Source organism: Streptomyces sp. NPDC053432 (genome assembly GCF_055585365.1).
Window position 1 is genome coordinate 425309 of the sequence record NZ_JBVJKF010000003.1, and the last position, 21361, is coordinate 446669.

At 72.5% G+C, this 21361-nt stretch carries 20 protein-coding genes and 1 tRNA gene; 13 read left to right on the forward strand and 8 right to left on the reverse strand.

From position 1 onward, the window contains the following. Positions 1-55: 55 nt before the first annotated feature. From ACZ6Y1_RS08030 to ACZ6Y1_RS08040, 3 genes are all read right to left on the reverse strand, one after another. Positions 56-991 (reverse strand): formylglycine-generating enzyme family protein, encoded by a 936-nt coding sequence (locus tag ACZ6Y1_RS08030; RefSeq protein ID WP_469624733.1) that lies wholly within the window; start codon positions 989-991, stop codon positions 56-58. Positions 992-1329: 338 nt separating this feature from the next. Next, positions 1330-1746 (reverse strand): hypothetical protein, encoded by a 417-nt coding sequence (locus tag ACZ6Y1_RS08035; protein WP_469624735.1) that lies wholly within the window; start codon positions 1744-1746, stop codon positions 1330-1332. Between the two features lie 238 nt (positions 1747-1984). Continuing rightward, on the reverse strand, positions 1985-3394 hold the full coding sequence (locus tag ACZ6Y1_RS08040; protein ID WP_469624737.1) for an MFS transporter: 1410 nt from the start codon (positions 3392-3394) through the stop codon (positions 1985-1987). Positions 3395-3545: 151 nt separating this feature from the next. On the opposite strand from ACZ6Y1_RS08040, the gene ACZ6Y1_RS08045 reads away from it, so the two are divergent. The 3 genes from ACZ6Y1_RS08045 to ACZ6Y1_RS08055 all read left to right on the forward strand — a co-directional run bounded on the left by ACZ6Y1_RS08045 (position 3546) and on the right by ACZ6Y1_RS08055 (position 7802). After that, entirely contained in the window at positions 3546-4367 is an 822-nt protein-coding gene (locus tag ACZ6Y1_RS08045; protein ID WP_469624899.1) for a helix-turn-helix transcriptional regulator, read from the forward strand. Positions 4368-4452: 85 nt separating this feature from the next. Next, positions 4453-6342 carry a glycoside hydrolase family 71 protein gene (locus ACZ6Y1_RS08050; RefSeq protein ID WP_469624739.1) on the forward strand — a complete coding sequence of 630 codons (1890 nt, stop codon included), beginning with the start codon at positions 4453-4455 and terminating at the stop codon, positions 6340-6342. Positions 6343-6617: 275 nt separating this feature from the next. Continuing rightward, positions 6618-7802 carry an aminotransferase class V-fold PLP-dependent enzyme gene (locus ACZ6Y1_RS08055; RefSeq protein ID WP_469624742.1) on the forward strand — a complete coding sequence of 395 codons (1185 nt, stop codon included), beginning with the start codon at positions 6618-6620 and terminating at the stop codon, positions 7800-7802. Here ACZ6Y1_RS08055 and cobF read toward each other — a convergent pair. Next, positions 7789-8541: a precorrin-6A synthase (deacetylating) gene (gene cobF / locus ACZ6Y1_RS08060; RefSeq protein ID WP_469624744.1), complete on the reverse strand. Its 753-nt coding sequence runs from the start codon at positions 8539-8541 to the stop codon at positions 7789-7791. The two genes, ACZ6Y1_RS08055 and cobF, sit on opposite strands and share 14 nt — an antisense overlap. Before the next feature lie 18 nt (positions 8542-8559). Here cobF and ACZ6Y1_RS08065 point away from each other — a divergent pair, with 18 nt between their 5' ends. From ACZ6Y1_RS08065 to ACZ6Y1_RS08080, 4 genes are read left to right on the forward strand one after another with little or no spacing between them, the layout of a single operon-like run. Then, entirely contained in the window at positions 8560-9315 is a 756-nt protein-coding gene (locus ACZ6Y1_RS08065; RefSeq protein ID WP_469624747.1) for a (Fe-S)-binding protein, read from the forward strand. Next, positions 9312-10784, forward strand: a complete 1473-nt coding sequence (locus ACZ6Y1_RS08070; protein WP_469624749.1) for a lactate utilization protein B — start codon at positions 9312-9314, stop codon at positions 10782-10784. The genes ACZ6Y1_RS08065 and ACZ6Y1_RS08070 overlap by 4 nt, the downstream gene beginning before the upstream one ends. After that, on the forward strand, positions 10781-11422 hold the full coding sequence (locus ACZ6Y1_RS08075; protein ID WP_469624751.1) for a LutC/YkgG family protein: 642 nt from the start codon (positions 10781-10783) through the stop codon (positions 11420-11422). Before ACZ6Y1_RS08070 ends, ACZ6Y1_RS08075 begins: the two co-directional genes overlap by 4 nt. A gap of 4 nt (positions 11423-11426) precedes the next feature. After that, complete coding sequence (locus tag ACZ6Y1_RS08080) at positions 11427-11819, forward strand: VOC family protein (RefSeq protein ID WP_469624755.1); 393 nt, start codon at positions 11427-11429, stop codon at positions 11817-11819. Here the strand turns inward: ACZ6Y1_RS08080 and ACZ6Y1_RS08085 are convergent. Continuing rightward, positions 11816-12295, reverse strand: coding sequence for a DUF309 domain-containing protein (locus tag ACZ6Y1_RS08085; RefSeq protein WP_469624757.1), 480 nt, complete (start codon positions 12293-12295; stop codon positions 11816-11818). The genes ACZ6Y1_RS08080 and ACZ6Y1_RS08085 overlap by 4 nt on opposite strands. 115 nt (positions 12296-12410) lie before the next feature. On the opposite strand from ACZ6Y1_RS08085, the gene ACZ6Y1_RS08090 reads away from it, so the two are divergent. Then, positions 12411-12484, forward strand: a tRNA-Pro gene (locus ACZ6Y1_RS08090). Positions 12485-12725: 241 nt separating this feature from the next. Here ACZ6Y1_RS08090 and pabB read toward each other — a convergent pair. The 3 genes from pabB to ACZ6Y1_RS08105 all read right to left on the reverse strand — a co-directional run bounded on the left by pabB (position 12726) and on the right by ACZ6Y1_RS08105 (position 17089). Next, positions 12726-14849 (reverse strand): aminodeoxychorismate synthase component I, encoded by a 2124-nt coding sequence (pabB, locus tag ACZ6Y1_RS08095; protein ID WP_469624759.1) that lies wholly within the window; start codon positions 14847-14849, stop codon positions 12726-12728. Between the two features lie 22 nt (positions 14850-14871). After that, positions 14872-15738, reverse strand: a complete 867-nt coding sequence (gene folP, locus ACZ6Y1_RS08100; RefSeq protein WP_469624761.1) for a dihydropteroate synthase — start codon at positions 15736-15738, stop codon at positions 14872-14874. A 145-nt stretch (positions 15739-15883) separates the two neighbouring features. Further along, positions 15884-17089, reverse strand: coding sequence for a cytochrome P450 (locus ACZ6Y1_RS08105; protein ID WP_469624763.1), 1206 nt, complete (start codon positions 17087-17089; stop codon positions 15884-15886). Positions 17090-17359: 270 nt separating this feature from the next. Between ACZ6Y1_RS08105 and ACZ6Y1_RS08110 the strand changes: the two genes are divergently transcribed. Genes ACZ6Y1_RS08110 through ACZ6Y1_RS08130 form a run of 5 tightly spaced genes read left to right on the forward strand, consistent with a single transcriptional unit; the run spans position 17360 to position 21358 of the window. Then, positions 17360-18793, forward strand: a complete 1434-nt coding sequence (locus ACZ6Y1_RS08110) for an AMP-binding protein (protein WP_469624765.1) — start codon at positions 17360-17362, stop codon at positions 18791-18793. Further along, on the forward strand, positions 18790-19047 hold the full coding sequence (locus ACZ6Y1_RS08115; RefSeq protein ID WP_469624767.1) for an acyl carrier protein: 258 nt from the start codon (positions 18790-18792) through the stop codon (positions 19045-19047). Before ACZ6Y1_RS08110 ends, ACZ6Y1_RS08115 begins: the two co-directional genes overlap by 4 nt. Positions 19048-19092: 45 nt before the next feature. Next, complete coding sequence (locus ACZ6Y1_RS08120; protein WP_469624769.1) at positions 19093-19470, forward strand: ectoine synthase; 378 nt, start codon at positions 19093-19095, stop codon at positions 19468-19470. Between the two features lie 10 nt (positions 19471-19480). Beyond that, positions 19481-20641 carry an acyl-CoA dehydrogenase family protein gene (locus ACZ6Y1_RS08125; RefSeq protein ID WP_469624771.1) on the forward strand — a complete coding sequence of 387 codons (1161 nt, stop codon included), beginning with the start codon at positions 19481-19483 and terminating at the stop codon, positions 20639-20641. Between the two features lie 12 nt (positions 20642-20653). Then, positions 20654-21358, forward strand: a complete 705-nt coding sequence (locus tag ACZ6Y1_RS08130; protein WP_469624773.1) for a transglutaminase-like domain-containing protein — start codon at positions 20654-20656, stop codon at positions 21356-21358. Positions 21359-21361: the final 3 nt, after the last annotated feature.

The following is a 21361-nucleotide window of genomic DNA, read 5'->3' on the forward strand; positions in this document are numbered from 1 at the left end:
GCAGCGTTCTGGTGATCCGCCCCGGTCGGCCCTCTGCGCCGGCCGGGGCGGACCCCTACGCGGGGTCGGCCGCCACGCGGAAGCCGATGTTCCCGGCCGAGCTGTCCGGGGTGTTGCGGGTCCGGGCCGCGACCCGGTAACGGTTGCAGTACGAGTCGTGGCACATGTGGGAGCCGCCGCGCATGGCCCGCTCCGGGCCGCCCGCAGGGGAGAAACGGTCCGCGGACCACTCCCACACGTTGCCGACCGCGTTGTACAAACCGTACCCGTTGGGCCGGAAGGACTTGGCGGGCGCGGTGCCCGCGTACCCGTCGGCCCGGGTGTTGTGGACCGGGAAGTCGCCGTTCCAGATGTTGCACATGTACCGGCCGCCGGGCCGCAGTTCGTCGCCCCACGGGTAGCGCCTCTGCTCCAGCCCGCCGCGCGCCGCGAACTCCCACTCGGCCTCGGTGGGCAGCCGTGTCCCGGACCAGGCGCAGTACGCCTGCGCGTCGTTCCAGGAGACGTGCACCACCGGGTGGTTCTGCCGGGCGGCGAAGGAGGAGCCGGGCCCTTCCGGGTGGCGCCAGTCCGCCCCGGACACCGCACGCCACCACGGGGTGCCGGCCACCGCAGGTGACACGGCGGCGAGTCCGGGCTCCAGGAACCCCGCGAAGACGAAGCTGAAGCCGAACGACTCCGCCTCCGTGACATGGCCGGTGGCCTTCACGAACGAGGCGAACTGCGCGTTGGTGACAGTGGCCGGGGCGACACGGAACGCCCCGACCACCGCCTCCCGTACCGGGCCCTCGCCGTCCGCCGCGAACCCGTCCGGGTCTTCCGTCCCCATCAGGAACCTGCCGCCCGCGAGCGGGACGAGATCGCGGACGGCCCGTGCCGCGGCCGGATCGGCCGCCCGGACCGCGGCCTGCGGCGCCACCGGCCGGCGCACCAGGGCCAGCAGGCCGTCGGACGGCTCGCGGCCGGGGGTGCAGCAGGGCTTGGGCGGCATGGGGTTCTCCGAAGGAGGGACGGTCGGGGGTCAGGCCGTGCGGCCCACGGCACCGGTCCGGGGCGTGCCGATGCGCTCGCTCACGGAGGTCTCCTGACACGCGCGGGGAGTGTGACGTACGAACCGGGGACTTCCGGCGGCGCCGGCGACGCAACCGGAACCTGCAGGTCAGACCCTAGATTCGAGCGACCGGCCACTCAATGACCGGAGCATGGCAGTGCTGTTCCATTGCCGTGCCGGGGATGTGCCGGGGATGTTCCGGCGATGTGGCACCGTCATGAAGGCCACATGGCGGCGGTGCGGCCGATGCGACCGATGCGGCGGACACCGCGGGCGGTTCAGAGCCGGTGGACGCGTTCACCGTCGAAGCCCAGCGGCGACCGACCGGATGCCAGGATCCGCAGTCCCGGGGCCACGGCGAGCAGGTCCCGCAGCCAGGCGAGGGCGTCCGGCGCCAGCTGTTCCGCGCCGTCGACCACGAGCAGCATGTCCCGCTCGGCCAGCCAGGAGGCGACGCCCGCCGTCCTCCCGCACGGGGCCGGGGGCATCCCGGGCACTCCGCCCAGTTCGGCCGTCAGCTCGCGCACCCCGAGGAGGCCGCGGACCGGCTCCGCCGCGACGACGGCGACCCCGTCGTAGAAGTTCGACACGAGCCGCCGCGCGATCTCCCGGACCAGCACGCTCCGCGGCCCGCGTAACCCGCCGGCCACGGTCAGCACCCGCCCCCGCCGGACGGCGGAGAGCAGGCGGGACATCTCGGCGGATGTCGCGGGCAGTGTTCCGGACGGCGACCCTGAATCCCTCATCGGCACGATGCCCCCCATTGCATGCGTGACCAAGCGCGGCACCAGGGTTTCTTCGAGCCGCGTGACGACGATTATGCGCCACGTGGGGCAGAAGACCAGGGGAATACCGTATTCCGCCGCCTCGACCCCGGGGCCGCCCGGTACGGGCGGCCCACCGGGGGCCGGGGCGCGGCGCGGCGGTCAGGGCCTACGCGCGGCGGCGCAGGCCGAGGGCGACGAGCAGGGCCGCCGCCAGCACGATCGCGGCGTCGATCGCCAGGACCGTGCGCACCCCGCCGAAGAGCGAGGACTGCGTGGTGGCCAGCACGCCCAGCAGCGGGATGCCGATGGTCAGGCCGACCTGCTGGGTGGTGGTCACCAGGCCGGTCGCCAGGCCCTGTTCCGAGTCGGGCACACCGCTCGTCACCACCAGCCCGTACGAGATGATCGCGCCGAGGTGGAACATGCTCGCCAGCGACACCAGCACGGTCGCGAGGAGGGCGCCCGAGGACGAGCCCGCCGTGAGCAGCGCGCCGGTGAACACGGCCTGGCCGGCCAGGCAGACCACCAGGGTCCGGCGGGCGCCGACGCGGCCGATGACCCTGGGCGCGTACGAACCGGCGAGGACCGAGGCGACACCCTGGACGCCGAAGACCAGACCGGTGCGGAAGGCGGACAGCTCCAGCGTCTCCTGGAGGTAGAGGGTCAGCACGAAGACGACCGTGGACATCATCGAGAAGGTCACCAGACCGCCCAGGTTGCCCCAGGCGACCGTGCGCCGCTTCAGCATCGCCGGAGAGACCAGCGGAGCGGCGGACCTGGTTTCCACGGCCACGAACGCGACGAGCAGGGCCAGCCCGGCCACCAGGGTGCCCCAGACGTCCACGCCGCCGAAGCCGCGCTGGGCCGCCGTCGTCAGGGCGTAGATCAGCGCCAGCAGCGCGCCGGTGACGGTGACCGCGCCGGGCGTGTCCAGGCGCGGCCGCTCGGTCGTGCGCGACTCCCGCAGCAGGCCCGGGGCGAGGACCAGCACCACCACGGCGGCGACCGCGAGCAGGCCCATCGTCGAACGCCAGCCCAGGGTGTCGGTCAGGACACCGCCGAGCACCATCCCGACGGTGAAGCCGAGGGACAGCAGCGTGCCGGAGATGCCGAGCGCCTTGTCGCGCAGCGGACCCTCCGGAAAGGTCGTGGTGAGCAGGGACATGCCGGTGGGCACGATGACCGCAGCGCCCAGACCCTGCAGCGCGCGCCCGGTCAGGAAGGACGCCGGGTCCCAGGCCAGCGTCGCGAGCACGGAGGCCGCGCCGAAGACCGTGAGACCGGTCAGGAACAGCTTCTTGCGGCCGTACAGGTCCGCGATCCGGCCGAAGAGGAGCAGGAAGCCGCCGGACGGCAGCGCGAACGCGGTGACCGCCCACTGGAGGCCGGCCCGGCTCAGCCCGAGGTCCCCGCCGAGCACGGGGAGGGCCACGTTCAGCACGGAGAAGTCGAGCGCCACCATGAACTGCGCGGCGCAGAGGACGAAGAGGACCAGCCCGGCCCGGCCGGAGAGCCGGGCCTCCTCGGGAACCGCCGGGCGGGGCGGGTTGGTCGTGGAGTGTGTGTCAATCGCCATGGCCACCACCTTCGTGGCGCGGGAATGGCCGTGGAGAGTGGGAACTTATCCTGTTGGCGGCACCACCAGGCAGCAGCACATGTCGAACAGGGGGACGGGCGTGGCCACGCCGACCGAAGAGCACCGACGGACCGAGCTGCGCGGGTTCCTGATGAGCAGACGGGCCAGGATCAGCCCGGCCGAGGCGGGCCTGCCGGACGGCGGGGCCCGCCGCCGCACGCCGGGCCTGCGCCGCGAGGAGGTCGCCGTCCTCGCGGGCGTCGGGGTCTCCTGGTACCAATGGCTGGAGCAGGGCCGCGACATCACGGTGTCCTCGCAGGTCCTGGACTCGGTGGGCCGGGTGCTGAAGCTGAGCAGCGCCGAGCGCCGGCACCTGTACGTACTGGCCGGACTCAACCCGCCCGCCCTCGAAGTCGCCCCGGCCGACCGGGACATGTGCGACGGCCTGCAGCGGCTGATCGACGCGTGGATGCCGTTCCCCGCGCACATCATGGACGCGTACTGGAACACGGTGCTGTACAACGACGCGGCCGCGCTGGTGCTGGGGATGCGCCCCGAGATCGTGCAGAACTGCCTGATCGCCTTCTTCACGGACCCCGTCTACCGGTCCCGTTCCGCGCGCTGGGAGGAGAACGCCGAGTCGGTGGTGGCCCAGTTCCGCGCGGCCTGCTCGGAGCACCCGCACGACGAGGGGTTCCGGGCCGTCGTCGAGGAGGCCCGGGAACTCAGCCCGGAGTTCGCCGCGTTGTGGGAGCGGGGGGACATCCGTCCCGCCGGGCAGACCAAGAAGCAGCTGGAGCACCCGGTCGTCGGCACGCTGTACGTGGAGTCGACGCAGCTGCGCGTGCCGGCCCGCCCCGACCTGGCGATCGTGCTGCACAACCCGTTGCCCGGCACGGACACCGCCGCGAAGCTGGAGTGGCTGACCTCGCCCGAGGGCCGGCGGGGCTCGATGTACCCGATAGCGGGCTGAGGGGGCCCGCCGAGGCGGGTGAGGGCGGACGAGGGGGTCCGGGATGACGGAGCATCGGCGAGCCGGCCGGAGCACGGGAGGCAGCGTGGACGGCACGGCGGACGGCACGGCGGACGGCGCCGCAGGCCGGCAGGCCGGGCGGGCCGCGCACCGGGCACCCGGCGGGGGCGTGCGCGGGGGCGCGGACGGTACGGCCGACGGCAGCGCCGGCCGCGCCGGGGACCGGCGGTCCGGGCGGGCGGCACACCGCGCCGGTCGCGGGACCGCCGGGGCCCGGAGGGACGCCGCCACCGGCCGGGGCCGGCCGGGTGACGACGCGGCCCCGCGGTCCCTGCAGAGCCGGCACCGGCGGCGGAGAGGCTTCCGGGGACGGCGGCCGCTGCTGCTCCTGGTCTGCGGCTTCCTCCTCGTCGGCGTGTGCGCCGCCACCGGGATCGCCTGGGACCCCTTCGCCGCCGGACCCGACGGGAAGACCCCGGCGGCCGCCATCGGCACCCCCTGGTACGTCGGGCCCGCCGACGGCACGGCCGTGACTCCCGAGCCGCCGGCCGGGAGCACACCGCCCGCCGACGACCCGGCCCCCACGACCGACCCGCAGGCCGCCGCCGCCCCCGGCGGGGGCCCCCTGCCCTTCGACCTGCCCGCACCGGCCGCCCTGCGCTCCGGGGCGGCGGGCCGGAAGCTGGTCTTCGCGCACTACTTCACCCCGTACCCGCTCTCCCTCGACAACGAGAGCGCCGACAAGGACTACTACACCCGCAACTACCTCGACCCGGCGGGCGAGAACGGCAGGCACGGGGCGTACGGCGGACTGCTCCGCGACCGTCCGCTGCCCGTGCCGCCGCGGGGCGGTGACTGGGAGTACGCCAACCTCCAGCAGGAGGTGCGCACGGCCGCCGCGGCCGGCATCGACGGGTTCACCCTCGACCTGCTCTCCCTCTCCGGCAAGAACTGGGAACGCGCCCAGCGGCTGATGGCCGCCGCCCACGCCGTGGACCCGGGGTTCAAGATCATGCTCATGCCGGACATGACCTCCCTCGGGACCGACGACCCCGCCGTGCTGGCCGCGGCGATCGCCGAGCTCGGCGCGGCCCCCGCCGCCCACCGGCTCCCGGACGGCCGTCTCGTGGTGTCCCCCTTCAAGGCGGAGGCCAAGAACGTCGCCTGGTGGAGCCGGACCCTGGAGATCCTGGGCACCCGGCACGGCATCCGCACCGCCTTCGTCCCGCTCTTCCTCGACTTCGGCGCCCACAACGGGGACTTCGCCCCGATCAGCTACGGGTTCTCCGAGTGGGGCAGCCGCAGTTACGTCGGCCAGGAGGGCTCCACCCGCGACGTGCGGCGCGCCCACGACACGGGCAGGATCTGGATGCAGCCGGTCTCCGTGCAGGACGCCCGCCCCAACCAGGGCGTCTACGACGAGGCCGGCAACACCGCCACCCTGCGCGCCACGTGGACCCGGGCCATCGAGGACGACGCGGACTGGGTGCAGCTCACCACCTGGAACGACTACTCCGAGGGCAGCCAGTTCGCGCCCTCCCTGCACAACGGGCACACCTACCTGGACCTGAGCTCGTACTACCTGACCAGGTTCAAGACCGGCGGCTGGCCGAAGATCGTCCGGGACACGCTCTACCTGACCGCCCGCACCCAGTTCGCCGGCGCCGGCCCCACGGGCCCGCAGTCGCTGCTCATGTCGCCGCGCAAGGGGAGCGCCGCTCCCCGCGACACGGTGGAGGTGCTCAGCTTCCTCGCGGGGCCCGCCGTCGTCCGTACGGCCGTCGGATCCGCGAAGGACACCCACGAGGCCCCCGCCGGGCTGCACTCGGAACTGCTGCCGCTGAAACCGGGCACCAGTTCGGCCCAGGTGGTGCGCGACGGGAAGCCGGGGGCGGTGGTGGAACTGCCGTACCCGGCGGACCGCACGGCCGCGGTGCAGGACCTCCAGTACTACGGGGCGACAAGCGGACGCTAGGAGGGTGCGAAAGTCCCGCACGGCGACCCGCAGCACCCGCGGCACCCGCGGCACCCGCGGCACCCGCGGCACCCGCGGCGCCCACGGTGCCCGCGGCGCCCGGCACGCACTCTCGCCGCACCGGCCGAAGCCCCGAGTACGCCCCGTACGAGGGCCTTCACCCGGTACGCCGAGAGCACGCACCGGACACCGCGGGCACCGCACAGGCCTGGCGGCGCCGACGGCCGCGGGAGATGATCCGCACGACATACCGTGCCGCAACCACGGAGGATCCCGTGACCGAGCCGATACGACCCGCCGGCACCCAAGCCGGGTCACCCGCCGACCCGCCGGGGGAGTTCCCCGGCGGGCAGGCCCTGTTCCGCCTCGCCCCCGGCGTCTCCCACCTGAACCACGGCTCCTTCGGCGCCGTGCCCGTGCCCGTCCAGGAGGTCCAGGAGGCGCTGCGCGCCGAAGCCCACGCCGACCCCGACGCCTTCTTCATCGGCGTCTCGGACCGGCTGGCCGAGGCCCGGGGCCGGATCGCCGGGCGCCTCGGCGCCGACCCCGGCCACCTCTCCTTCGTCTCCAACGCCACCGAGGGCGCCAACCTCGCACTCGACGCGATCGGCTTCGCCGACGGCGACGAGATCCTGGTCAGCGACCACGGCTACGGCACGGTCGTCGCGGCCGCCGCCCGCCGCGCCCCGGTCACCAACGTCGCCCTGGACCCGCGGCTGCCCGACGAGGACGCCGTACGGCAGGCCGTGCTGGCCGCGGTGACCCCGCGGACCAAGGTGGCCCTGCTCGACCACGTCAGCTCGCCCACCGCCCGGATCATCGCCTCGCCCCGGCTCCTCGCGGAGCTGCGCGAACGCGGGGTCACCACGGTCGTCGACGGCGCCCACGCCCCCGGCATGCTCGCCGACCCGCTCGCCGGCGGCGCCGACTTCTACTTCGGCAACCTGCACAAATGGGGGTACGCCCCCTCCGGCACGGCCTTCCTCGCCGTCGCACCGCAGCACCGCGGGAGCGTCCGCGCCCTCGTGCCCTCGTGGGAGGACGAGCAGGGCTTCCCCCGCTCCGTCGAGTACCGGGCCACCGTCGACTACACCGGCTGGCTCGCCGCGCCCGAGGGGCTCGACCTCCTGCACCGCCTCGACGCGGCCAAGGTGCGGGCCCACAACAGCGCCCTCGCCGCCCACGGCGCGGCCCTGCTCGCCGAGATCCCCGGGATCACCCCGCTCCCGTACGACGACGCCCTGGCCATGCGGGCCCTGCGTCTTCCGCCCGGGGTCGCGGAGACCAGGGACGAGGCGGCCGCACTGCGCGAGCGGATCGCGGCCGAGCAGGGCATCCGGGTGCTGATCTGGCCCTGGCCGGGCGGCGGAGGCATCCGCGTCTGCGGGCAGATCTACAACCGCCCCGCCGAGTACGAACGCCTCGCCGCCGTCCTGCCGTCCTACCTCAGGCGCGCCTGAGCAGGTACGTGTCCATGATCCAGCCCTTGCGGGCCCGGGCCTCGGTGCGCAGCTCCTCGATCCGCCCCGAGACCTCGGCCAGCTTGCCCTGGACCAGGATCTCGTCCGGGGTGCCCACGTAGGCGCCCCAGTAGATGTACAGGTCCTGGTCCAGGTGGGCCGTGAAGGCGTGCCGCGCGTCGAGCATCACCACCACGTCGTCCACGTCGTCCGGCCAGCCCTGGGCGAGCCGGCGCCCGGTGGTGATCTGGACCGGCCGGCCCACCCGGTTCAGGTTGGTGCGGTGCCGGGCCAGCAGGGCGGAGATGCTGCTGATACCCGGTACGACCTCGTGCTCGAAGGCCACCCGGCCCCGTTCCAGGACCTCGTCCAGGATCGCGAGCGTGGAGTCGTACAGGGACGGGTCGCCCCACACCAGGAACGCCCCGGTCTCGCCCTCCGACAGGTCCTCGTCGATGAACCGCTCGAAGAGCTCGGCCCGCGCACTGCGCCAGCCGTCCACCGTCGGGGTGTAGTCGGCGGGGGTCCGGTCCCGGTCCGGGTCGCGGCCCTCCACCAGGCGGTGGCCGGGGCGGGCGTGCTCTTCGAGCATCGCGCGCCGCAGCCCGGTCAGGTCCGCCTTCTCCTCGCCCTTCTCCAGGATGAGGAATGCGTCCGCCGCGCCGATCGCCCGGACCGCCTGGAGGGTCAGGTGGTCCGGGTCGCCCGCGCCTATGCCGATCACTGAGAACTTCTTCACCCGGCTATTGTGCCCATCATGCGCGTCGCCCTGTTCGTCACCTGCGTCAACGACGCGCTGTACCCGCGGACCGGCATCTCCGTCGTACGCCTCCTGGAACGGCTCGGCGTCGGCGTCGACTTCCCGGCCGCGCAGAGCTGCTGCGGCCAGCCGCAGTACAACACGGGCTATCGGTACGAAACGGAACCGCTTCTGCGGCGTACGGCGCGGGCCTTCGCCGGATACGAGTACGTGGTCACCCCCTCCGGCTCCTGCGCCGCGATGATCCGCGAGCACTACCCGCGCATCGGCCGCAAGGCGGCGGGGGAGGGGCGCGGCACCGGACTCGCCGAGGCCGCCGCCTCGCTCGCCCCGCGCGTGTACGAGCTCACCGAGTTCCTCGTCGACGTGCTCGGGGTGACCGACGTCGGCGCGTACTTCCCCCACACCGTCACATACCACCCCTCCTGCCACGGCCTGCGCGGCCTCGGGCTCGGCGACCGGCCGCGCCGCCTGCTGGCCGCCGTCAAGGGCCTGCGCCTCGTCGAACTGCCCGGTGCCGAGGAGTGCTGCGGCTTCGGCGGCACCTTCGCCGTCAAGAACCCCGACGTCTCCACCGCCATGGGCGCCGACAAGATCGCCAACGCGGCCGCGAGCGGAGCCGAGGTGCTGTGCGGCGCCGACAACTCCTGCCTCGCCCATCTCGACGGCCTGCTGCGCCGCGCGGACGCCCCGCTGCGGGCCCTGCACCTCGCGGAGATCCTGGCCGCCACCGAGGAGGAACCCCTGACGTGACCGGCACCCACCTCGGCATGCCCGCCTTCCCCGAGGCCGCTCGCGACGCCGTACGGGACGACGTCCTGCGCGCCAACCTCCGGCACGCCACCCACACCATCCGCGACAAGCGGGCCCGGGCCGTGGCCGAACTGGCCGACTGGGACCGGCTGCGGGCCGCCGGAAAGGCGATCAAGGACCACACGCTGCGCCACCTCGACCACTACCTCCTCCAGTTGGAGGAATCGGTGACGGCCGCGGGCGGCACCGTCCACTGGGCGGCCGACGCCGACGAGGCCAACCGCATCGTGACGGACCTGGTGCGGGCGACCGGGCAGCGCGAGGTCGTCAAGGTCAAGTCCATGGCCACCCAGGAGATCGGCCTCAACGAGGCGCTGGAGGCGGCCGGGATCGCCGCCTACGAGACCGACCTCGCCGAGCTGATCGTGCAGCTCGGCCACGACCGGCCCTCGCACATCCTGGTCCCGGCCATCCACCGCAACCGCGGCGAGATCCGCGACATCTTCCGTACGGAGATGGGGAAGTGGGGCCGCCCGGCGCCCGAAGGGCTCGGCGACGACCCGCGTGAACTCGCCGAAGCCGCCCGGCTGCACCTGCGCGAGAAGTTCCTGCGCGCCGAAGTCGCCGTCTCCGGAGCCAACTTCATGGTCGCCGAGACCGGCACGATGGTCGTCTTCGAGTCCGAGGGCAACGGCCGCATGTGCCTGACCCTGCCCCGGACCCTGATCTCCGTCGTCGGCATCGAGAAGGTCGTCCCGACCTTCCGCGACCTGGAGGTCTTCCTCCAGACGCTGCCGCGCTCCTCGACGGCCGAGCGGATGAACCCGTACACGACGATGTGGACGGGCACCGAGGCCGGCGACGGGCCCGAAGCCTTCCACCTCGTCCTCCTCGACAACGGCCGCACGGACACCCTCGCCGACGAGACCGGCCGCCAGGCCCTGCGGTGCATCCGCTGCTCCGCCTGCCTCAACGTGTGCCCCGTCTACGAACGGGCCGGCGGCCACGCCTACGGCTCCGTCTACCCCGGGCCCATCGGTGCCATCCTCAGCCCCCAACTCCGCGGCACCGGAAGCGAGATCGACGCGACGCTGCCCTACGCCTCCACGCTGTGCGGCGCCTGTTACGAGGTCTGCCCCGTCGCCATCGACATCCCCGAGGTGCTCGTCCACCTGCGCGAGCGGGTGGTCCAGGGCGGCCCGGTGACCCGCGAGGGCGTCCGCGTGACCGTCCGCCCCGCGCACGGCCACACCGCCGAACGGGCCGCCATGCGCGCCGCGCGGCTGCTCCTGGACCGCCCGGCGGCGCTCCGCGTGGGCGAACGCCTCCTGGCCCGGGCACGCCGGCTGGCGCCCCGCAGGCTCCCCGGCCCCGGACGGGCCTGGACCGACACGCGCGAACTGCCCCCCGTCCCCGCGGAGTCCTTCCGCGACTGGTGGACGAACCGCGAACGGGAGACCCCGCAGTGAGCAGCAAGGACCGCATCCTGGCCCGCATCCGCCGGGCCGCACCGGGCCCGCACGCCCCCGGCCCGGACACCGGGATCCCCCGGGACTACCTGCGGGTCCACGGCGCCCGCACCCCCTCCGAGAGCGCCGACCTGCTCGCCGCCCACCTCGCCGAGTACCGCGCGAAGGTCCACCGCACCGACGAGGACGGCATCGCCCGGCTGCTGAAGCGGCTCCTGGCCGCGCACGGCTCGCAGACGGTCCTCGTACCACCCGCCCTGCCCCCGCACTGGCTCGCGGAGGCCGACCCGGTCCGCGTCCACGACCGGGCCGCCTCCACCCCGGCCCAACTCGACGCGGTCGACAGCGTGGTCACCGGCTGCGCCCTCGCCGTCGCAGAGACGGGCACGATCGTCCTCGACGCGAGCCCCGACCAGGGCCGGCGCCGCATCACCCTGATCCCCGACCACCACATCTGCGTGGTCCGCGTTCCCGACCAGCTCGTGGACTCCGTACCGCAGGCCCTGGAACGCCTCGACCCCACCCGCCCGCTGACCTGGATCTCGGGCCCCTCCGCCACCAGCGACATCGAACTCGACCGGGTGGAGGGTGTGCATGGCCCGCGCACCCTGGAAGTGGTCCTCCTCGGCGCACAATGAGGACATGCCCTCCCACATCGCCCTCACCGCCCTCGTCGTCCACGACTACGACGAGGCCGTCGACTTCTACACCCGCGCCCTCGGCTTCGACCTCGCCGAGGACACGCCCCGCCCGGACGGATCCCGCTGGGTCGTGGTGCGCCCGCCCGGCGCCACCGAATCGGCCCTCCTGCTGGCCCGTGCCAAGGACGACGCCCAGCGCTCCCGCGTCGGCGACCAGACGGGCGGGCGCGTCGGCTTCTTCCTGTACACCGACGACTTCGCGCGCGACCACGCCCGGATGACCGCCGAGGGCGTCCGCTTCCTGGAGGAGCCGCGCCACGAGCCGTACGGCTCCGTCGCCGTCTTCGAGGACCTGTACGGAAACCGCTGGGACCTCCTCCAGCCCGCCGGCTAGGACCCCGCCGGTCCGGTGAGCCGGGGTGCCTCCCGCGCCGGGTCGACGGGCCCGCCCGCCTCGACCCGGCCCGCCAGCTCCCGGGCCCACCCGGCCAGCCCCGCCACGTCCATCCCGTACGCCGCGTCCAGCCCGGCCAGCGACCCGGCCCCGCGGCGCAGCAGCCGCGCCCCGCCGACCGCGTTGCCCCGTGCGGCGTGCGTCAGCCCGACGGCGAGCTGCGCGAGCCCGCGCCACAGCGGGGCCTCCGCCGAGGGCCCCGACTTCCAGGCGTCCTCGAACACCTCGTGCGCGTGGAACGGCATCCCCGCGTCCAGCAGCCGCTGTGCCTCGCGCACGGTCTCCGCGGGCGAGCGCACCACCCCCTCGGGCTGCCGCTCCACTCCCGGAGCCCCGTAGGGCAGCGGCCGCCCCAGCCCGTCCCTGGGCCGGGCGCTCCGCGCCCGCCCTTCGCCATCCCGGTCCCGTCCGTTCACCGGTCCATCCTCCCCCGGGGCGGTTACCCGTGCATGCACACCCCTCGGCGTGGGGTAATGTTCTGCTTGTGCCGCCGGTCAGGGGAAACCCGCAGAAGACCGGACAAAGGCGCAACGGGACGTGGCGCAGCTTGGTAGCGCACTTGACTGGGGGTCAAGGGGTCGCAGGTTCAAATCCTGTCGTCCCGACTCGAAAGAGTCGCAGGTCAGAGGCTGTTTTGGAGCAATCCGAAACGGCCTCTTGATCGTTTTGGGGACCGCGGCGGAAAAGACCGGGCTCGCGGACGAGTCCCCTGGCCGGCCGTCAGGTTCGACGGCGGTGTCGCGGTCGTGCCGGCCGACCGGCGGTCGGAGCCTCTGGGCGGCCAGGGGACTTCGCCGCACCGAAGTGCGGCGAAGTCCCCTGCCTACGTGCGAATCGTCAGACCGTTCAGTGGACGGACAGCCCCGCCTCCCAGTCCAGGTGGACATCCACCGGGACGGGCGGGGGAGTCGGCTCGACCCGGCTCGCGGCGAGGGCTTCGGCCATGGCCCGCGCCTTGACGATCGTCTCCTCGAACTCGTCCGTCGGATCCGACAGCGCGACGATGGCGCCGCCCACGCCGAAGCTCACGGTGGTGGGGGTGGCCACGATGGTGCGGTTGACCACGTTGAGGTCGCAGCCACCGCTGAGCGAGAACCAGCCGAGCGCCCCCGAATAGACGCCCCGCGGCCCCTGCTCCAACCGGTCGATGATCTCCATGGTCCGGAGCTTCGGCGCGCCGGTCATCGAACCGCCGGGGAAGGCGGCCCGCACACAGTCCACGGCGGAGACGCCCTCGCGCAGCGTGCCGCGGACCGTGGACACCAGGTGGTGCACCTGGGCGAAGCTCTCCACCGCGCAGAGCGAGGGCACCCGGACCGAGCCGGTCTCGCACACGATGTTGAGGTCGTTGCGCACCAGGTCCACGATCATGAGGTTCTCGGCCCGGTCCTTCTCGCTGCCGTTCAGCGAGCGGCGGAGCTTCTCGTCCTCCTCGGCGGTTCGGCCGCGCGGGCGGGTCCCCTTGATCGGCTTCGATTCGACGTTTCCGTCGCTGTCGATGGTCAGGAACCGCTCGGGGGACGCGCTGAGGACCGCCAGCCCGGGGAAGTCCAGGAACGCCCCGTACGGGACGGGGCTGATCCGGCGGAGCTCGGCGTAGGTCCGCAGAGGATCGATGCTGGTGTGCACGACCGCCATGTTGGACAGGCAGATCTCGTAGGACTCCCCGTTCTGCAGCTCCTCCAGGCACTCGCCGACGAGATTGAGGTACGCGCCCTGATGGTGCCGCAGTTCCAGGGGCTCGACCGAGCGCGCGCCGCCCGACGCCGGGCGCGGCGCGTCCGGCCCGAGGGCCCTGGGGGCGGTGACGGCCTCGCGCGGCAGCACACGCAGACGGTCGCCCGTGGCGTCGAGCCACGCGGCCACCTCCGGATCGGCGTCCGTACGGCTGAGCCGCATCAGGTAGCAGGAGCGCTCCGCGTGATCGAGCACCAGGGCCCGGTCGGCGAAGACGAGGGCGGCGTCCGGCGTGGCGGCCCGATGCGTGGCCACCGAGCCGGTCTCGTCCCTGAGTTCGTACCCCAGATAGCCGACGTAGCCCAGGTTGAAGCCGAAGGGCAGGCTGTCGTCGGAGGGGAGGGCCCGGTCGCGCAGTTGGGCGTGGAGGTAGTCGAAGAAGGGGGTGGTGATCCGTTCCGTGGGCCGACCGGGCCGGTGCACCTCCAGGCAGCGGTCGGCGACCCGGTAGCTCAGGAACTCGCCGAGCGGACCCGATCCGTCGCCCATGATCGAGAAGCGGGCTCCCTGCTCGGCACCGGTGCTGCTGTCCAGCCAGAAGCCGTGCGCCTGGTCGGCGAACAGCTCGAGGTAGGCGGCCTGCGGATCGGGGGCCACGTCCAGCCGCCGCACGTGGAGACGGTACGCCGGGGTGGGGTCGTGCTCGGCGGTCGGCCGCCGCCAGGCCCGGGTGAGATCACGGAAGTTGGCCAGCAACTCGTGGCCGTACTGCGTGCTGATGGACTCCGGGTGGAACTGGACTCCCCAGATGGGGCGGTCCCGGTGGCGTATCGCCATGAGTACGCCGTCCTCGGACCAGGCGATGCCCTCGATCTCGTCCGGGAGCGAGCCGACGGCCAGCGAGTGGTAGCGCACCACGGAGAAGGGGGACGGCAGACCGGCGAAGAGATCCTGCCCGGAGTGGCTGACCTGGGAGAGGCGGCCGTGCCGCGGCTCGGGCGCGTGCCGCACCTCGCCGCCGAACGCCTGGCAGATCCCCTGATGCCCCAGGCACACCCCCAGGATCGGCAGCTCCCACTCCCGGATCACCCGGGAGCTGATGCCGAAGTCCTGCTCCCGGTCGGGGCGGCCGGGACCGGGGGAGATCACCACGTTGTCGAAGTCGGCGGAATCGAGGGCGGAGAAGTCGACGTCGTTACGGACGACCGTCGGTGCCTGCCCGTTCACCTCTGCCAGGAGCTGATGCAGGTTGTAGGTGAACGAGTCGTAGTTGTCGATGAGGAGCGTACGCATCACCACACCATGCCCTTCTTCATCATCGCCCGGCCAGCGCGGCGGCCTGGTCGGCCACCGCGCCGAAGACGGTCAGGGCGTCGTGCAGCGCGGCTGTGTCGTGCGTTCGGATGTAGTCCGCGCCCTCCAGAGCGGCGTACAACTCGGCCGCCAGCGTCGCCGGTCCGCTGTCCGCGATGTCACGTCCGGTCACCGACCGCAGGAACGACTTGCGCGAGGCGGAGATCATGACGGGCAGACCGAACCGCTCCTTGAGGCTGCGCACGCCGCTCAGCACGGCGAACGAGGTCTCCGGATTGCTGCCGAGGAAGTACCCGAGCCCCGGGTCGATGACGATCCGGTCCCGCGCGATGCCGGCGGCCTCCAGGGCCGCCAGCCGTTCGGTGAAGAACTCCTCGATACCGGCCCAGACTTCGGCCGGCCGCGTCGCGACCTTGGTGGCGGGTCCGAGGCGTTGGACGGAGTGCATGACGACCAGCCGGCAGTCCGCCGCCGCCAGCTCGGCGTACATGCCGGGGTCGGCGAAACCCTGGATGTCGTTCAGGTAGGCCGCACCGCCCGCGACGGCGAAGCGCTGGGTCTCGGGCAGGAACGAGTCGACGGAGGTCGCTATGCCCTCCGCGGTCAACCGCTCCAGGACCGGGCCCAGCCGCCGGCACTCCTCCCGCGCCGGGACGCGGGCCGAGTCCGGATTGCTGGCGGCCGGGCCGAGTTCGACGATGTCGGCCCCGTGCTCCCGCAGGAGCAGCGCGTGCCGCAGTGCATCCTCGGTGTCCAGATAGCGGCCACCGTCCGAGAACGAGTCCTCAGTGATGTTGACGATGCCGACAAGCAGGGGTCGGCGCTGCTCACTTCCGGGATACAGCTCACCGACGGCCAACTCGGCCATAGAACTCTCCAACTGCGAGGGACGGTCTGAGTGCCGCAAGACTACTGATCAAGTGACAGGCTGGCGAGAAAATCTCGCTCAACAGAGCAGAGCGGAGGGAGACTTTCTCGTCTGCACCCCGGGTGGCCGCACACCTGCCTGTGGATCAGAACGTCACCGGCACCGCCTCGGGTCGCAGGGTGATGTGGCCTCCCCGCCACTCGACCGTCTCCGGCTCCGCCGCCAGCGCGAGCCCGGGCAGCCGACGGGCCAGGGTACCGAGCGCGACCTGGACCTCCATCCGTCCGACGCCGGCCGCCGGGCAGTGGTGCGGTCCGTAGCCGAAGACCAGGTGCCGGTTGGCCGTCCGGGTGATGTCGAATCGCTCCGGTTCGGCGAAGTGCCGCTCATCGCGGGCGGCGGCGTGCATGAGCGGGATCACGCCCTCGCCCTTGCGGATGGTGGTACCCGCGAGCTCGAAGTCCTCGAGCGCGACGCGGAGCAGGCCCGCGTCGGAGGGCGGCGCGTACCGGAAGACCTCCTCGGCGGCGGACTCGGTCAGCTCGTCCGGGCGCTGGGTGAGCAGGTCCCACTGCTCGCGGTGGCGGAGGAGCTGGAAGATGCCCCGGCCCAGGGTGTTCACCGTGGTGTCGTGCCCGGCCAGCAGCAGTTCCGCCCCGAGCCAGGTCAGTTCTGCCTCGGTCAGCCGGTCGTCATCGTCACGGGCCTGGACCAGCGTGCTCAGCAGGTCGTCGCGGGGCTCCTCCCGCCGGGCGGCCACCAGCCCCCTGACGTAGCCGGTGAACGCCTCCCGGGCCTCGAGCCGGCGCTCGTTGGAGCCGACGCTCATCAGCGTCTCGGTCCACTCCTTGATCATGTCCCGGTCGGTGACCGGCGCACCCACGATCTCGCAGACCACCCAGATCGGGAGCAGGGCGCAGAACTCGGCGTAGATGTCCACCGGCTGCGGGAGCGTGGTCAGCCGGTCGATCAGCTCGTCGGCTATCTCCTGGGCCCGTGGCCTCAGGACCTCGGCGCGCCGCGGCGAGAAGGCCTGGGCGGTCATCCTGCGCAGCCGGGCGTGGTCCGCCCCTTCGAGGTTGAAGATGCTGTAGGGGTTGTCACCGAAGTCCGGGCCCTTGACGACCCGCACGGCACCCGGCTCCCGGAGCGCGGCGCGTGACAGACGCTGCTCCGACAGGGCCGCCACGACCTCGTCGTAGCCGGTGACGACCCACGCCTCGTCGCCGCTGGGCAACGACACCCGGCTGACCGGGCACTTGGCGCGCAGGCCGTCGAGCTGAACCGGCGGCTCGCCCAACGGGCCCGGTGCGAACGGGAAACTCGGCGTGGCGACCGAATCGTTGCTCACGATGTGACTCCTCTTCAGAGACCTGCCCTGTGTGAATGGGGGCCAGTCTGCAGGCTCCGGCAGCGCGCCGTCTTCGGGTCCGAGGCGTGCTTGTGGACCCGAAAGCCGGACCAAGGGACAGGTAGCGAACCGGTCGCCGGTCGGAAGTCCTGGTGGCGTCGGCTCCCGCAAGATGCTGTGCGGGAGGCACGGGGCTTCCGCGGACGGACCGTGCTGGATCGCCGGGTCGGGCCGCCGGGCTTAGCTGTTGGGAAGACATTGTCCAGATCATTGGCAGGCGACATCCTCGCCGTGGCCACGCGCACCCCGCATGCCCCGGCCCTGATCCCGGGCGGCGCCGACGCCCCCGTCACCTACGCCGAGCTGGCGGAGCTGACCCACCGCACCGGCGCCGAGCTCGGCGCACGATACGGCGAGGAGGGCGGGCCGCTGGCCCTGGTGGCCGCCAAGTCGCCCCTCTCGCTCGCCGTGATCCTGGCCTGTCTGTCGAGCGGCCGCCCCTTGTTGCTGCTCTCGCCCGAGCTCGGCGAGGCCACGCTGACGGCCCTGGTCCGGCGTGCCGGCGCGCGGGCGGTGCTGGCCGTCTCCGGCGAGGAGCTGGTCTGCGGGCCGATGCTGCCCGCGACCGAACCGGCCGCGGCGCTCCCCGCCGACACCAGCCTGATCCTCACCACCTCCGGCTCCACCGGACTGCCCAAGCTCGTCCCGTTGCCGGCGCAGGCCGTGGACGCCTTCACCGCGTGGGCGGGTGCGGCTTTCGCGCTGGGGGACGGCACCCGGGTGCTCAACTACGCGCCGCTCAACTTCGACCTGTGCCTGCTGGACATCTGGGCGACGCTGCGGCACGGCGGCTGCGTCGTCCCGGTCGCCCCGGACCGTGCCGTCGACCCCGCGTACCTCGTACAGCTGCTGGAGGAGACCCGGCCGCAGGTGGTCCAGGCGGTGCCGTTGTTCTTCCGGCTGCTGCTCGAAGCCCCGGGCACCGCGTTCCCGAGCGTCCGGGACGTGCTGCTGACCGGTGACCACGTTCCCCGCCCGGTCCGGGCCCGGCTCCCGCAGGCCTTCCCGCAGGCCCGGCTGCACAACGTGTACGGGTGCACCGAGACCAACGACAGCATGCTCCACACCTTCACCCCCGCCGAGGGCGCCGAGCTGGAGGTGCTGCCGCTGGGCGAGCCGCTGCCGGGCGTCGCCGTGGCGGTGCTGGACGGTGACCGGGAGCTGACCGGCGCGGGTACCGGCGAGCTGATCGTCTCGACACCGTTCCAGACCGGCGGCTACCTCGCCGACGACCGGTCGGCGGAGCGGTTCGTCCGCCGCGGCGACCGCACGTGGTACCGGACCGGCGACCTGGTGGAGCGGGGTGCCGACGGTGGGCTCGGCCTCGTCGGCCGCACCGACTTCCAGGTCAAGGTCCGCGGAGTGCGGGTCAACCTGGAGGAGATCGAGCGGGTCCTCAACAGCCACGGCGATGTCGTGGAGGCCGCCGTGGTCGCCGTCCCGGACGAGGAGGCCGGCAAGGCCCTGCACGCCTTCGTGCGTCCCGGCAGCGCCGAGCTGACCGGTCTGCGGCTGCGCACGCACTGCGCGGACCGGCTGACGCGGGTGGCCATCCCCGCCAGGTTCCACATGGTGGCCGATCCGCTGCCGGTCGGCCCGACCGGCAAGGTAGACCGCCGCCGTCTTCAGGAGGAATTGACATGACGTTGCAGCACGAGATCACCCAGCACATCGTGGCGGAGTACCTGCCCGGCACGCCCGCCGAGGAGCTGGAGGCCGACTACGACCTGCTCGCCACGGGGGTGGTGACGAGTCTTCAGCTGCTCCGGCTGATCGGCTGGCTGGGCGACCGCTACGACATCCCGTTCGGGGATCTCGACATCTCCCCCAACGACTTCCGCTCCGTGACCGCGATCACGGAGCTCATCACCCGGTGCCGGCAGACCTCGGACGTCTGACCGCATCCCTTCTCAACCTGCAATTCGAACAACGGGGGTAGTTCCATGTTCGTCCGTGACAAGGAAAAGACCGAGCCGGTCCACTGGGGCAACGGGCTCAGCTACCGGCTCCTGGTCGAAGCCGACCAGATGGGCTTCACCATCTGCCACACCACGGTGGAAGCCGGCACGAAGTCCCGCCTGGAGTACCGGCGCCACTTGGAGGCGTGCTACTGCATCGCGGGGTCGGGCCGGGTGGAGGCGGCGGACGGCAGTGTCGAGATCGACCTCGTCCCCGGCGTGCTGTACGCGCTCAACGAGCACGACGCGCACTTCCTCATCGCCTCGCCGGACGAGGACCTGGAGCTGATCAGCGTGTTCAATCCGCCGCTGCGCGGCGACGAGCGGCACTCGCTGGACTCCGACGGCTTCTCCCACTACTGAGGGCCGGCCCGTGATTCGTTGGAGCGAGGAACAGCAGGAGCTGCGGGCCGCGATCGGTGCGGTGGCAGCGAAGATCGGCGCCGGCCACATCGAGCGCGACCCGAGCGGGAGCTTCGACTGGGACGGCTGGCAGCAACTGCGTGACATCGGCCTGTTCGCCCTGCCGTTCGGGACCCAGTGGGGCGGCCTGGGCAAGGACCTGGTCACCACGCTGTCGGTACTGGAGGAACTCGGGTACGGCTGCCCGGACGCGGGACTGAGTTTCTCGGTCTCCACGCACATGGTGAGCACCGGCGTCGCGCTGCAGCGGTTCGGCTCGGCGGCGCTGAAGGAACGCTACCTGCCGGGGATCTGCGCGGGCACCATGATCGGAGCCCACGCGATCACCGAACCCACCGGCGGCTCGGACGTGATGAGCATGCGGACCTCCGCCGTCGCGGACGGGGACGACTTCGTGCTCAACGGCAGCAAGGCGTTCGTGAGCAACGGTCCGATCGCCGACCTGATCGTCGTCTACGCCCGTTCCGGCCGGCCCGGAGAGCTCGGCGGGATCAGCACCTTCCTGGTCCGCAGTGACACGCCGGGCCTGTCGATCGGCCGGCCGATCGACAAGATGGGGCTGCGGACCTCGCCGCTCGCGGAGCTGTTCCTCGATGACGTCCGGGTCCCGCGGGACCACGTGATCGGTGGAATCGGCGCGGGGTTCCTGATCCTCGACCACGTGATGAAGTGGGAGATCCTCTGCGGATTCGGCATCAACGCCGGTGAGATGCGCCGGCGGTTGGAGCGCTGCGTGGAGTACGCCCGCACCCGGACCCAGTTCGGCAGCACCATCGGGTCGAACCAGTCGGTCTCCAACCGGCTCGTGGAGATGCGGATCGACGTCGAGACCGCACGGAAGTGGATCTACGACACCGCCGAGAAGCTCCAGTCCAAGGCCGACGTCGCCGCCGACATCGCCATGACCAAGCTCGTGGTGAGCGAGGGCAACGTGCGCTCCGCCCTGTCGGCGGTGCAGATCTTCGGCGGCTACGGCTACACCACCGAGTACGGCATCGAGAAGGAACTGCGGGACGCCGTCTCCGGCACGATCTACTCCGGCACCTCGGAGATCCAGCGTCAGCGTCTGGCCGTGCTCATGGGCCTCGACCGACCCCTCAAGCCCGCCTAGGAGATGAGAAGCATGACAGCCGACCTCGACGCACTGCGGGCTCCGACCGAGTACCTCGACCACGAGTCGCCCGCGGTCCGCGCCTTCGTCGACAAGGCGCTGACCTCCGCCGGCGTCCCGGCCGACCGGCGCGGTGCCGACAGCGACCTCCAGAAGGCCATCGCCCTCTACTACGCCGTCCGCGACGGCATCCCGTACGAGGTGTACGGCGCCGACCTGACCCGGCGGGGCCTGAGCGCCAGCGGGGTCCTGGACCGCGGCCTGGGCTTCTGCGTGCACAAGTCCATCCTGTACGCGGCCGCGGTCCGCGCGGTGGGGATCCCCAGCCGCCTGTACTACGGCGACGTCCGCAACCACCTGGCCTCCCCGCGGCTGCGGGAGCTGGTCGGAGGGGACGTCTTCCACTTCCACAGCCTGGCTGTGGTCCACCTCGGGGGCCGGTGGGTCAAGGCGACACCGGTCTTCAACAAGATGCTCTGCAAGCTGTACGGCATCAAGCCGCTCGAATTCGACGGGCAGTCCGACAGTCTCTACCACCCGTTCGACGAAGAGGGCCGCCGGCACATGGAGTTCATCCAGGTGCACGGCGAGTTCGACGACGTCCCCTACGACCTGGTGGTCGACGGGATCAAGACCGCCCATCCGCGGCTCTTCGCCGGCTCACACACCACCACTGCCGGATCCCTGGTCGCCGAGGCGACCGCCAGCGCGCTCTGAACA

Coding starts and splice junctions, on each gene's coding strand:
- ACZ6Y1_RS08045 (WP_469624899.1), top strand. CDS start 3,546: ATGAGCAGACGGGCCAGGATCAGCCCGGCCGAGGCGGGCCTGCCGGAC.
- ACZ6Y1_RS08120 (WP_469624769.1), top strand. CDS start 19,093: ATGTTCGTCCGTGACAAGGAAAAGACCGAGCCGGTCCACTGGGGCAAC.
- ACZ6Y1_RS08065 (WP_469624747.1), top strand. CDS start 8,560: ATGCGCGTCGCCCTGTTCGTCACCTGCGTCAACGACGCGCTGTACCCG.
- pabB (WP_469624759.1), bottom strand. CDS start 14,849: ATGCGTACGCTCCTCATCGACAACTACGACTCGTTCACCTACAACCTG.
- ACZ6Y1_RS08130 (WP_469624773.1), top strand. CDS start 20,654: ATGACAGCCGACCTCGACGCACTGCGGGCTCCGACCGAGTACCTCGAC.
- ACZ6Y1_RS08115 (WP_469624767.1), top strand. CDS start 18,790: ATGACGTTGCAGCACGAGATCACCCAGCACATCGTGGCGGAGTACCTG.
- ACZ6Y1_RS08080 (WP_469624755.1), top strand. CDS start 11,427: ATGCCCTCCCACATCGCCCTCACCGCCCTCGTCGTCCACGACTACGAC.
- ACZ6Y1_RS08040 (WP_469624737.1), bottom strand. CDS start 3,394: ATGGCGATTGACACACACTCCACGACCAACCCGCCCCGCCCGGCGGTT.
- ACZ6Y1_RS08030 (WP_469624733.1), bottom strand. CDS start 991: ATGCCGCCCAAGCCCTGCTGCACCCCCGGCCGCGAGCCGTCCGACGGC.
- folP (WP_469624761.1), bottom strand. CDS start 15,738: ATGGCCGAGTTGGCCGTCGGTGAGCTGTATCCCGGAAGTGAGCAGCGC.
- ACZ6Y1_RS08035 (WP_469624735.1), bottom strand. CDS start 1,746: ATGTCCCGCCTGCTCTCCGCCGTCCGGCGGGGGCGGGTGCTGACCGTG.